This is a genomic window from Pseudoduganella sp. HUAS MS19 (genome assembly GCF_053615455.1).
The window spans coordinates 5796092-5808586 of the sequence record NZ_CM132133.1; the positions used below are offsets into that span (position 1 = coordinate 5796092).

General features: G+C 63.6%; 10 protein-coding genes. All 10 read right to left on the reverse strand.

Annotated features, from left to right (window positions below; genetic code table 11):
- Positions 1 to 218: 218 nt before the first annotated feature.
- The 10 genes from ACWBU6_RS26495 to ACWBU6_RS26540 all read right to left on the reverse strand — a co-directional run bounded on the left by ACWBU6_RS26495 (position 219) and on the right by ACWBU6_RS26540 (position 12494).
- Positions 219 to 1325, reverse strand: coding sequence for a ribonucleotide-diphosphate reductase subunit beta (locus tag ACWBU6_RS26495; protein WP_452646311.1), 1107 nt, complete (start codon positions 1323 to 1325; stop codon positions 219 to 221).
- Positions 1326 to 1504: 179 nt separating this feature from the next.
- Positions 1505 to 4396, reverse strand: coding sequence for a ribonucleoside-diphosphate reductase subunit alpha (locus ACWBU6_RS26500; protein ID WP_452646312.1), 2892 nt, complete (start codon positions 4394 to 4396; stop codon positions 1505 to 1507).
- Between the two features lie 337 nt (positions 4397 to 4733).
- Entirely contained in the window at positions 4734 to 6260 is a 1527-nt protein-coding gene (locus ACWBU6_RS26505) for a sigma 54-interacting transcriptional regulator (RefSeq protein ID WP_452646313.1), read from the reverse strand.
- A complete protein-coding gene (locus ACWBU6_RS26510) occupies positions 6257 to 7912 on the reverse strand; it encodes a sensor histidine kinase (protein WP_452646314.1) in 1656 nt (551 codons plus the stop codon). The genes ACWBU6_RS26505 and ACWBU6_RS26510 overlap by 4 nt, the downstream gene beginning before the upstream one ends.
- A gap of 8 nt (positions 7913 to 7920) precedes the next feature.
- A complete protein-coding gene (locus ACWBU6_RS26515) occupies positions 7921 to 8169 on the reverse strand; it encodes a PP0621 family protein (protein WP_452646315.1) in 249 nt (82 codons plus the stop codon).
- Complete coding sequence (locus ACWBU6_RS26520) at positions 8166 to 8969, reverse strand: cytochrome C assembly family protein (protein ID WP_452646316.1); 804 nt, start codon at positions 8967 to 8969, stop codon at positions 8166 to 8168. Before ACWBU6_RS26520 ends, ACWBU6_RS26515 begins: the two co-directional genes overlap by 4 nt.
- 77 nt (positions 8970 to 9046) lie before the next feature.
- Positions 9047 to 9835 carry an ABC transporter ATP-binding protein gene (locus tag ACWBU6_RS26525; protein ID WP_452646317.1) on the reverse strand — a complete coding sequence of 263 codons (789 nt, stop codon included), beginning with the start codon at positions 9833 to 9835 and terminating at the stop codon, positions 9047 to 9049.
- Positions 9836 to 10651 (reverse strand): ABC transporter permease, encoded by an 816-nt coding sequence (locus ACWBU6_RS26530; protein WP_452646318.1) that lies wholly within the window; start codon positions 10649 to 10651, stop codon positions 9836 to 9838.
- Positions 10648 to 11631 (reverse strand): ABC transporter substrate-binding protein, encoded by a 984-nt coding sequence (locus ACWBU6_RS26535; RefSeq protein ID WP_452646319.1) that lies wholly within the window; start codon positions 11629 to 11631, stop codon positions 10648 to 10650. The genes ACWBU6_RS26530 and ACWBU6_RS26535 overlap by 4 nt, the downstream gene beginning before the upstream one ends.
- A gap of 68 nt (positions 11632 to 11699) precedes the next feature.
- The gene (locus tag ACWBU6_RS26540; protein WP_452646320.1) at positions 11700 to 12494 is read right to left on the reverse strand and encodes a M48 family metallopeptidase; all 795 of its coding nucleotides are present in this window, start codon (positions 12492 to 12494) and stop codon (positions 11700 to 11702) included.
- Between the last annotated feature and the right edge of the window lies 1 nt (position 12495).

Genomic DNA, 12495 nt, shown 5'->3' on the forward strand with positions numbered 1-12495 from the left:
TGAAGCAGGACTGCACTTGCCCGAAGTGCCCCGGCGGTCCGCGTCAGTAGCGCTTCTGTCATCCTTTGACGCTCTTCGAAAATGACAAAAAGCCTCTTAGTAGTTGTCACTAAGAGGCTTTCGATTCGTCACGCGACGGCGCTCAAACTATGCGTCGTTCGGTATCAAACTATGTGTCGCCTGGCTCAAACTATGTGTCGCGCGACGGGAGACGTTTTTTAATCCCAGCTCAGCGCACCGCCGGTCTGGTATTCGGTGACGCGAGTTTCGAAGAAGTTGCGCTCCTTCTTCAGGTCGATCATTTCCGACATCCATGGGAATGGATTCTCGTCCTGGTCGAACAGGGTTTCCAGGCCGATCTGGGTGGCGCGGCGGTTGGCGATGAAGCGCAGGTAGCCTTTGAACATGGCTGCGTTCAGGCCCAGCACGCCACGTGGCATGGTGTCTTCCGCGTAGCGGTATTCCAGTTCCACGGCTTGCAGGAACAGGCCCTTGATCTCTTCCTTGAAGGCCGGGGTCCACAGGTGTGGGTTTTCCAGCTTGATGGTGTTGATCAGGTCGATACCGAAGTTGCAGTGCATCGATTCGTCGCGCAGGATGTACTGGTACTGTTCGGCGGCGCCGGTCATCTTGTTCTGGCGGCCCAGCGCCAGGATCTGGGTGAAGCCGACGTAGAAGAACAGGCCTTCCATCAGGCAGGCGAACACGATCAGGGACTTCAGCAGTTGCTGGTCGGTCTCGATGGTGCCGGTCTTGAACGCCGGGTCGGTCAGCACGTTGATGAACGGGATCAGGAACTGGTCCTTGTCGCGGATCGACGCTACTTCGTTGTAGGCGTTGAAGATTTCCTGCTCGTCCAGGCCGAGGGACTCGACGATGTACTGGTAGGCGTGGGTGTGGATCGCCTCTTCAAACGCCTGGCGCAGCAGGTACTGGCGGCACTCAGGAGCGGTGATGTGGCGGTAGGTGCCCAGCACGATATTGTTGGCGGCCAGCGAGTCGGCGGTGACGAAGAAGCCCAGGTTGCGCTTGACCAGGCGGCGCTCGTCTTCGGACAGGCCGTTCGGGTTCTTCCACAGCTCGATGTCGCGCTGCATGTTCACTTCCTGCGGCATCCAGTGGTTGGCGCAGCCGGCCAGGTATTTGTCCCAGGCCCATTTATATTTGAATGGGACCAGCTGGTTGACGTCGGTCTGGCCATTGATGACGCGCTTGTCGTCGGCGTTGACGCGCAGGGCGACTTGTTCGGCGGTGGCTTCGGCAGTGGCGCCCAGTGGTGGGGTTTGGCGCGGTGCTGCCGCGGCTTCATCATCCCAGGATAGCATTGGTTTTTTCCTCTTTGATTGGCTCTTCTTTAAACCGGTAAACCGGTGTCAGACCCGCAGGGTCTGACACCTTCTGCTCGACGGCCGGCGATGCTTTCTTCGGCCGCGAACTTTGCACAGACGGGGTCTGACCCTGCGGGTCAGACCCCGATTTACCGGTTTTAACTATGACTATTGTATTACTGGCAGGCTTCGCATTCCTCGAAACCCGGGTCACCAGGACGCAGGTAGCAGGCGGCGCCATCTGGCTCAGCAGTTACGGCCGCTGGGGCATCCGGCACGTTCGCGGACACGGCGTTCAGCGCGCCGGTGCGGGTGGTGGATTTCTCCATGTGCGAGGCAGCGATGGTGCGCAGGTAGTAGGTGGTCTTCAGGCCACGCAGCCATGCCAGCTTGTAGGTTTCGTCCAGTTTCTTGCCGGAAGCGCCTGCCATGTAGATGTTCAGCGACTGGGCCTGGTCGATCCACTTCTGGCGGCGCGACGCTGCTTCCACCAGCCAGGTTGGCGAGACTTCGAACGCGGTAGCGTAGATGTCGCGCAAGTCTTGCGGTGCGCGGTCGATCTTGCTCAGCGAGCCGTCGAAGTATTTCAGGTCGGCAATCATCACTTCGTCCCACAGGTCGCGTGCCTTCAGGTCGCGCACCAGGTAGGCGTTGATCTCGGTGAATTCGCCGGACAGGTTGGACTTCACGTACAGGTTCTGGAAGGTCGGTTCGATGCAAGCCGACACGCCGATGATGTTCGAGATGGTGGCGGTCGGGGCGATCGCCACGCAGTTCGAGTTGCGCATGCCGAACTTGGCGATGCGTTCACGCACCGGGGTCCAGTCCATGGCGGACGACAGGTCCTGCTCCAGGTAGCCGCCGCGCTGTTCGGCCAGCAGGCGCACGGAGTCTTGCGGCAGGATGCCGCGCGACCACAGCGAGCCTTCGTACGATTCGTAGCGGCCGCGCTCTTCCGCCAGTTCGGTCGAAGCCAGGTAGGCGTAGTAGCACACTGCTTCCATCGAGTTGTCGGCGAAGTTCACCGCTTCCATCGAAGCGTATGGCACGCGCATCATGTGCAGGCAGTCCTGGAAGCCCATCACGCCCAGGCCGACCGGACGGTGGCGCATATTGGCGTTGCGTGCTTTTTCAACCGCGTAGTAGTTGATGTCGATCACGTTGTCCAGCATGCGCATCGCGGTGCGGATGGTCTTTTGCAGCTTGACGTGGTCGATCTTGCCTTCTTTCATGTGCGCCGGCAGGTTCACGGAACCCAGGTTGCAGACGGCGATTTCGTCGGCGTTGGTGTTCAGGGTGATTTCGGTGCACAGGTTCGACGAGTGCACCACGCCCACGTGCTGCTGCGGCGAACGGATGTTGCAAGGATCCTTGAAGGTGATCCATGGGTGGCCGGTTTCGAACAGCATCGACAGCATCTTGCGCCACAGGTCCAGCGCTTCGATCTTCTTGAACAGGCGCAGTTCGCCGTTGGCGGCCTTGGCTTCGTAGCCCAGGTAGGCTTCTTCGAATTCCTTGCCGAACTTGTCGTGCAGGTCAGGCACGTCCGATGGCGAGAACAGGGTCCAGTGGCCCTTTTCCATCACACGCTTCATGAACAGGTCCGGAATCCAGTTCGCGGTGTTCATGTCGTGGGTGCGGCGGCGGTCGTCGCCGGTGTTCTTGCGCAGGTCGAGGAATTCCTCGATGTCCATGTGCCAGGTTTCCAGGTAGGCGCAGACTGCGCCCTTGCGCTTGCCGCCCTGGTTCACCGCCACGGCGGTGTCGTTCACCACCTTCAGGAACGGCACCACGCCTTGCGATTTGCCGTTGGTGCCCTTGATGTGGGCGCCCAGGGCGCGCACCGGGGTCCAGTCGTTGCCCAGGCCGCCGGCGAACTTGGCCAGCAGAGCGTTTTCCTTGATGGCGTCGTAGATGCCTTCCAGGTCGTCGGACACCGTGGTCAGGTAGCAGGAGGACAGCTGCGAGCGCTGGGTGCCGGAGTTGAACAGGGTTGGGGTCGACGACATGAAGTCGAAGGTCGACAGCAGGTTGTAGAACTCGATGGCGCGCGCTTCGCGGTCGGTTTCGTTCAGGGCCAGGCCCATGGCAACGCGCATGTAGAACGCCTGCGGCATTTCGATGCGCACATCGCGTACGTGCAGGAAGTAGCGGTCGTACAGGGTCTGCAGGCCAATGTAGCCGAACTGCAGGTCGCGGTCGGCAACCAGGGCCTTGGCCAGCTTGGCCAGGTCGAACTTGCCCAGTTCTTCGTTCAGCAGTTCGGCAGCGATACCTTTGGCGATGTACTGCGGGAAGTACTCGATGTAGGCGGCGGCGGCGCCGGCTTGCGGCACTTCCTTGCCGAACACTTCCTTACGGATGGTGTGCAGCAGGATGCGGGCGGTCACCTGGGAGTAGGCAGGGTCCTTTTCCATCAGCGCGCGGGCAGCCAGGATGGCGGACTTGTGCAGTTCTTCGACCGGCACGCCGTCGTACAGGTTCTTCACGGTTTCGGCCAGGATGGCGTCGGCATCGACGTGCTTTTCCAGGCCCTTGCAGGCGGCGCCGATCAGGTCGCGCACTTCCTGCATCACCAGAGGACGGGCGACGCCGTTCTCGGTGACGTTGATCTGCGGTTCCGCGGTGGCGGTGGCGCCGGCCGCTTCCTTCTTCAGACGGCGCTCTTCCATGTGCTTGGCGCGGTACAGCACGTAGGAGCGTGCCACGTCGTGCTCGCCCGAGCGCATCAGGGCCAGTTCAACCTGGTCTTGCACGTCTTCGATATGGAAGGTGCCGCCGGCTGGCTGGCGGCGCATCAGGGCGGCCACCACGTTCTTGGTCAGGTCTTCCACCAGTTCGCGGATGCGGGCGGAAGCCGCACCCTGGCCGCCGTTCACTGCCAGGAAGGCCTTGGTCATTGCCACGGCGATCTTGGATGGCTCGAAAGCGACCACGGCGCCGTTGCGGCGGATGATGCGGTAGTCAGCCATCTGGCTAGCGGAAACAGCGACACCGCCGGCGGTTTCGCCAGCGGAAACAGGCACTTGAGGCGCCTGCGTGGTGGAAATATCTTGAGTAGATTGCATTTATGCTCCGCGTATTCAGTATTTGTTAATGGCCACTATATCTAGTGGACCATCGAATTCTGTCCACTAATTGTAGTGACGGGATCCGGATCGTACAAGGTGAAATTTTTTCGTTTAGGCCACGTTTTCTTATTGACATTTGATATCCCCCATCACTACAGGCGATCGGCGGTGAGCGAGCACTAACACAGCTTTTTCGGTGCTGAGTGAATAAGCAATATTGCAGCGCAGCACGGTCTTGTGCGTTGGCGAAAACGCTACATGGCGCTAGGGGATTTTCGCGGCGGACCGGGATTATAGACCAATCGGGCGGCGGCTGCCCCGCCGCCGCGAACGGCTAGCCGGGGTCCTGGATGTTCAGCTTCTGCATCTGGTAGCGCAGCTGGCGGAAGCTGATGCCCAGGAGCTGGGCGGCCTGGGTGCGGTTGTAGTTGGTCTGGGCCAGGGCGCGCGTGATGATGTCGCGCTCGACCGCTTCGAGGTAGGCCGGCAGGTTGCTGGGCAGGACGTCAAACACCGGCAGCGGCGGCATGGATGGCTCGCCAGCCGGCGCAGCCTCCGGTGCCGGCGTTTCGGCCGGCTGGCCTGGCGCCGGCACTGCACCGGCAGGACTGACGGCAGGACTTGCCGCCTGGCCGGCAGCGGCACCGGCGGGGGCGGCCGGCATGGCAGGGGCAGGCACCGGCGCCGCGGCTGGCGCGGCCGGCGGCAGCGTGCCGCCCTTTAGCGCCAGGTCTTGCGCCGAAATCACACCGTCGTTGGAGAACGCCAACGCACGCTCGAGGATATTTTCCAGCTCGCGCACATTGCCCGGGAAGGAATAACCCTTCAATACCTCGAGCACGCCGGGCGCCAGCACCACCTTATGTTCAAAACTGCCCAGCCGCGCCAGGATGGCTTCGACCAGCTCGTCCAGGTCGTCGAGGCGCTCGCGCAAGGGCGCCAGGCGCAGCTCGATCACGTTCAGGCGGTAGAACAAATCCTGGCGGAACAAGCCGTCTTCCACCAGCTTTTCCAGGTTCTTGTGGGTGGCGGAGATGATCCGCACGTCGACCGGTTCTTCGGCCGTGGCGCCGATCTTGCGCACGCGCCGCTCCTGGATCGCGCGCAGCAGCTTGACCTGCATCGCCAGCGGCAGGTCAGCCACCTCGTCCAGCATCAGGGTGCCGCCGTTGGCAGCCTGGAAGAAGCCATCGCGCTCGTCGGAGGCGCCGGTGAAGGCGCCCTTGCGGTAGCCGAAGAACTCGGCCTCCATCAGGGCTTCCGGAATGGCGCCGCAGTTGACGGCAATAAAAGGTTTGTCGGCACGCGAGCTTTGGGCATGGATTTCCCGCGCCGCCAGTTCCTTGCCGCTGCCGGACTCGCCATTGATGGCAATCGGCGCCATCGACCGCGCCAGCCGGGCAATCTGGGCGCGCAAGGCCTGGATCGCGGCCGAACTGCCGCGCAGCCGGCTTTGCGGCTGGCCGCGCGCCGGGGCCGCGGCCGGGGCGCTGTCGCTCACCTTCAACGCCGACTGCACCAAGATGCGCAACTGTTCCAGCTGCACCGGCTTGCTGACGTAGTCAAAAGCGCCCGCCTTCAGCGCGACCACGGCATTTTCGGCACTGCCAAAGGCCGTCACCACGGCAATCGGGATATTCTTGCCGCTGGCCGTCACTTCGCGCACCAGTTCCAGCCCCAGGCCGTCCGGCAGGCGCATGTCGGTCAGCACCAGTTGATAATCTTTTTCGGCAAAGAGCTGGCGCGCTTGCTGAAGGGTTTCGGTGCTGTCCACGTCCAGCCCCATCTTCAGCAGGGTTATTTCCAGCAGTTCGCGCAGGTCGGCTTCATCGTCAACGACCAGGACACGTGGAGAAGTCATGTGTTTTTCGCAAATGTAATTACAAAGCGGCCGCTCGACTTGCGCTCGCCGCCCTCTGTCACGCTGTCTTCGAAACGGTGCTCGTAATCCAGCATGGCTTCGTTATTCAAACACAATTCACGCGCCAGATACAGGCCCAGGCCCGTCCCTTTGCTTGATGTTGTGTAGAACGGTTCGAACAAGTGGGCCCGCACCTGCGGCGATATGCCGGGTCCATCGTCCTGTACGTGCAGTTCCAGCGGACGCCCGGCCACCTGCACGATGAAGACGCGGATGCTGGCCGGCGTGCCGCTGGCATAGCGCACCGCATTGTTGAGCAGGTTGATCAGCACTTCGCGCAGATGCAGCGGGTCGAAGCGCACCATCACCTGGCGCATGCCGCCCAGGCACACGATTTTCCGGTCCAGCTTGTGCGTCTCGTCGAACTCCGTTTTCAACTCGTTGAGGAAGCCTTCCAGTTCCATCGGGTCATGGTGGCTCTGCGCCTTGCGCGACAGTTGCAGGATGTCTTCCACCATGCGGTTCACGCGCGCCACATTGTCGCTGATGATCTTCAGCAGGCGTTTATGCACCGGCGCCTGCAGGTCTTCCTCGAGCAGGGAATTCGCGTGGCCGATGGCCGACAGCGGGTTGCGCACTTCGTGCGCGATGCTGGCAGTCAGGCGCCCCATCGAGGCCAGCTTGAGCTGCTGCGCCTTTTCCTCGATGCTGGTCACGTCTTCCAGGAAGATCACATTGCGCTCCATCTCCAGGCCCTTGGTGTCGGCGGCAGCGAAACGCAACTTGAGGTGCAGGGCGACGTCGCGCCGCGAACTCCATGCCGCCGTGGTGTCTGCCTGCTCCGGGTCTTCGAACGGCTTGATGGTGATGAAGGCGCTGGCCTGTTCCGGCTCCCGGCGCCAGGCTTCGTAGGCGGCCGCGATCGGTTGCAGGGTGGCGCCATCGAGCACTTGCGCGGGTCCGCCCAGCATTTGCTGCGCCGCCGGGTTGCTCATATGGATGGTGCCGTCCGGCCCCACCACCAGGATGCCGTCTGCCGAATGCGCAATGACCAGGCGATTGACGGCTTGCTGCACGCCGATTTCGATGCCGCGCTGGGCCGCCAGTTCTTCCTGGCCGATCAGGCGTGCCGCCATGCGGTTCACGACCAGCACCACGGCAAACCAGGCAACTCCATACAGGCCGGCCTGCAAGACCAGCGACTCGCCGCCCGAAATGGCGAGGTAGGTGCTGTCGGCCAGCATGAACAGCGCGGCCAGCGAAGCGCTGAACAGCGACAGCACCAGTGGCGCCAGGATGGCACAACCGGCAAGCGGGAACAGGTACAGGATCGCCAGTCCGGAGCGCAAGCCGCCGGCAGCAAGGTATAGCAGCGAGATGCAGGTCAGGTCGCAAGCCACCTGCGACATCAGCTGCAGCATGAAGTGGCGGCGCCAGCGCAGGGCCAGCAACTGCATCGCAACGGCTGCCAGCAGGTAGGCGGCGCACACCTGCACCGTCAGCACCGACAGTTCATCGAACGACAGTTTGCCGGCACTGAAGTACAGCATCAATACCAGGACGATGACGATGCGGGTCGCGCCCAGCGCTTTCAGCGAGCGCCAGAAGGTGTCGCGCGAGGCGGCCGACAGGCTGTGGAGACGGGCAAACACGTTAGGGCTTAATGCGGGGTGTGCGCCGCGCAGCAGTAGTCGCGGCCGTTGGCGGGAACGTTCTCTGAGGCCGGGAAATGCACGCCGCAATGGGCGCACTGCAGCATCTTTTCCGTCGAGGGCTGCTCGGCCGCGCGCGGCTGGCGCGGCGCCGGCGCCGGGCCGCCTTGCTGCGGGCCGCCCATCTTGCGCAATTTGCTGCGGATGGCGGCAATCACCAGGATGACCAGCGCCAGCCAGAACAGGATTCGTGTCATGCCAAACCTCGATGTAAAACCACTTCCAGGACAAATCGGCTGCCGACATAAGCCAGCAGCAGGGTCGCAAAGCCCGCCAAGGTGAAGCTGAGGGCGGTCTTGCCGCGCCAGCCGCGGAAATGGCGGCCGGCCAGCAAGGCAGCGAACAGGACCCAGGACAACAGGGTGAAGACCGATTTATGGTCCCACTTGAGGGCCCGGCCAAACAATTCCTCGCTAAATACAATGCCCGACAGGACGGTCAGGCTAAGCAGCACGAAACCGAAGGCGATCAGGCGGAACAGCAGCTTTTCCATCGTCAGCAAGGCCGGCAACTGGTCCAGCGCCGCGGCGAAGAAGCCCGGGCTGTCGCTGCGCGTGTGCAGGCGCGACTCCTGCAGCGCCATCAGCACGGCATGGAAGGCGGCGATGGTCAGCGTGCTGTAGGCCAAAGTGGCAATGGCAACGTGCCAGCCCAGCATGGTGGAGCGGCCGGCAGTCGGCACCAGTGCGCCGGGGAAGCCTGCCTGCAGGGCCACTGCCAGCGCGGCCACCGGCATCACGATGCGGCGCAGGCCATCGAGCGGGAAGTTCTGGTTTTCCAGCCAGTAGGCGCCGACCGAGATCCACAGCGCCGAAGACAGCATGGTGGCAAAGCCGATACGCAGCGAGCCGGGCACCATCACGTCAACCCACAACGCCGCCCCGTGCAGCAGCCAGGCGCCGGCCGTCAGTGCGGCAATAGGCACGGATTTACGCGACGGGAGGAAACCACAGATCAGGTAAAGCAGCGTTGCTGCGAGCAGGAAGTAAGTTTGCATCCGGTAAGTTTAACACCTGAACACCATGGGGTCAGGCCAACACGCTGCGCGTGTCGCATGGCAGTGCCAGACCCCGGCTAATCCACCGCCGCCGCCCGCAGCTCGTCGTTGTGGTGGCGTTGTTGTTCTTCCATCACCAGTTGCCCCAGCTCGCGCTTGAGGGCATTGAATTCCGGCGCCGACGGGTCGCGCAGGCGCGGCATATCGACCAGGATGTCGCGCTTGACCGTGCCGGGGCGGTACGTCATGACCACGATGCGGTCAGCCAGGTAGATCGCTTCCTCGATGCTGTGGGTGACGAAGATGATGGTCTTTTTCAGCTCGGCCCAGATGCGCAGCAGCTCGTCCTGCAGGTTGCGGCGGGTCAGCGCGTCGAGCGCGCCGAACGGTTCGTCCATCAGCATGATTGGCGAATCGAGCGCCAGCACGCGGGCGATCGCCACCCGCTGCCGCATGCCGCCCGACAGGTCTTTCGGAAAGCGATGGCGGAAGTCCTGCAGCGACAGCGTCTTGAGCAGCTTGTCCACCGCGGCTTCGACCTGCGCCTTCGGCATGCCCTTGATTTCCAGCCCGAAGGCCACATTGTCGGCCACCGTCATCCACGGGAACAGGGCGTATTCCTGGAACACCATGCCGCGCTCCGGGCCCGGCTCGGCCACCAGCTTGCCATCGGCGACAATGCTGCCGCTGGTCGGCGCCGAGAATCCGGCAATGGCGTTGAGCAGCGTCGACTTGCCGCAGCCGGACGGCCCCAGCAGGCAGACGAACTGGCCGCGCGGGATGTCCAGGTTGATGTCCTGCAGCGCCACCACCGAGGCGCCGAACACCTTGCTCACGCCCTTGACTTCGATATGTGCAGCGCTCATTCAGCTCTCCAGGCCGCGATGCCAGCGCAGCAGGTGGTTGTTCAGGCGGTCCATGGCCACGTCGATCGCCAGGCCCAGCAAACCGATGGTGATCATGCCGGCGATGATCTTGTCCGACCAGAAGTACTCGCGTGCCTCGCTGATGCGAAAGCCCAGGCCGTTGTTCACCGCCACCATTTCCGCCACGATCACCACGATGAAGGCGGTACCGATGCCGATGCGCACGCCGGCCAGGATCGACGGCACGGCCGCCGGCAGGATCACGCGCAGGAACATGGTCGGGCCGGAAGCGCCCAGGTTGCGCGCCGCGCGCAGGTAGATGCCGTCGACCTGGCGCACGCCGGCGATGGTGTTGATCAGCACAGGGAAGAAGGCGCCCAGCGAAATCAGGAAGACAGCCGGCGGGTTGCCCAGTCCGAACCACAGCATCGACAGCGGGATGTAGGCAATCGGCGGCACCGGGCGGACGATCTGCACCAGCACATTGAACAGGCGGTAGGCGTGGGCGCTGGCGCCCATGGCCAGGCCAAGCGGCAGCGCCAGGCCGGCGCCGATGGCAAAGCCAAGCAGCACGCGATACATGCTGCCCAAGGCATCGTGGATCAATTCGCCCGAGAAGGCCCAGGCCAGCCAGCTGCCGTTGCCGTCATAGGGCTGCAGCGGCAGCAGGTACTCCACCCACTTGCGCGCCACCGCTTCCGGCGAGGGCAGCGCCTGCGGGTTGACCCAGCCGCGGTAGGTGACAAGATGCCAGACCAGCACCAGCGCCGCCGGCACCAGCAGGCCGACAGCGACGTCGCGCCATGCGACCTTCATTTGACGCCCAGCGATTTCTTGGCTTGCTCCAGCAGGTCAGTCTTGACCCAGTCCCTGGCGACCGGCGGCCTGCTCATCTTGCCGACGCCGGTCTTGACCATGGTGTCGGTGGTGACCTGGATGTGCTCCGGCGTCACGTCGTACGAATACGGCGAATTGCCGATCGCGTCCTGGAAATCGTCGCTGGTGATCTGGCCCTTGAATACGGTCTCGCGCACGTATTTTTCAGCGGTGGCCGGCTGGTCGATGAAGGTCTTGGTCGCCTCCACGAAGCAGCGCATGAACTTTTCGGCCAGCGGGCGGCGCTCCTTGTAGAACTTCTCGGTCATCACCATGGTCCGGATCGGCTCGCCGATCGGGGTGTTGTAGGGCTTGAGGATTTCGGTGCCGTAGCCCTTGTTGATGGCCTGCGAGGATTGTGGCTCGGACTGCATCATGGCGTCGATATGCTTGCCGAGCAGCGCCTGGTTCAGGTCCGCATAGGCCAGCAGCACGGTCTGCACGTCCTTGCCGGGCTGCTCGGAAACGGTCAGGCCGGCCTGCTGCAGCTCGGCCAGCAGCAGCACCTCCTGGATGCCGCCGCGCGTCACACCGACTTTCTTGCCCTTCAGGTCCTTGATCGATTTGAGATTCAGGTCGCTGCGGCCAACCAGGCGCGCCCCGCCCTTGGCAAAGCCGGCCACCACGTAGATCGGCGCGCTGCCGGCGCGGCCGGAGATCGCCGCCTCGGAAGCGGTGGCGCCCACATCGAGCTCGCCGGCCAGGATGGCCGACATCACGTCCAGGCCTTTGGCGAACACGCGCTCTTCGACCTTGATGCCGCACTTCGGCGCGATCTCCTTGATATAGGATACGGCGCCGTAATGGGCGAACTTCAGGTTCCCCAGCCGCACCACTTCCTGCGCCTGCGCGCTTCCAGCGGTCACCAGGCCCGCCAGCGCCACAAGGGCCGCGGCCCTGCCGATACTTTTCAGTTTCATCCAGCTCTCCTTAGTGAATAGTTGGCCTGCCCGGCCGCGCGCCCATCATACATTGAAGGCAGTGGCGCTTAAAGTGCGCTGCGTTCGCGCTGTTGCGCCAGGCGTTCCGCGCAGGGCGGATGGATTGCGAGGTAGGCGCGCTCGGCGCCGGCGGCACCGCCCAGCGCTTCCTGCACTTCGCCCAGGAGGCGCAGGGACAGGCCGTTATGTTCCAGCAGGTCGGCGGCATAGTTGTCGGCTTCGATCTCGGCCTGCTGCGGCCAATCCAGGTGCGGCGCCCGCGCTGCCATGCTCGACACCAGCCAGCCGGTGTCGCCCAGCACCAGGCCGGCCACGGCCGGCAGCATGGCTTCCTGCACCAGGCGGCGCAGCATGTGGCGCTGCTGCTGGTGGCCCAGTTCATGAGCCAGCACCGCCAGCACCGCCCCGTCGTCGGGCAGCGCCAGCACCAGGCTGTCGGTCAGGATGATGTCGCCCGAAGGCAGCGTGAAGGCGGCCGCGCCCAGCTGGCTGCTGCGAAACAGCAGGCGGTGGCGCGGCGCTCCTTCATGCGGCGCCTGCAGGCTGGCGAAGGCGGCGCTGATGCGGGCCCGGTGCGTTTCCGACAGTCCGCTGGCCTGCAGCACCTGCGCCTCCAGTTCGTGCAGCATGCCCTGGCCCAGCTGGATTTCCAGTGCCGGCGAGAAGGCCTGGGCCAGCTGGCCGGCCACGGCCGGGCGCGCCAGCTGCCACCCCGTGTACAGCGCAACGCACGCCGCCAGCGCGAGCGCGGCAAAGCGCCAGTGACGCAGGGCGCGCCGCCGGCCGGGCGCGAATAGATTGATCAAGTCTGGAACGGCCAGCGTCTGCACAAGTTCATCCATA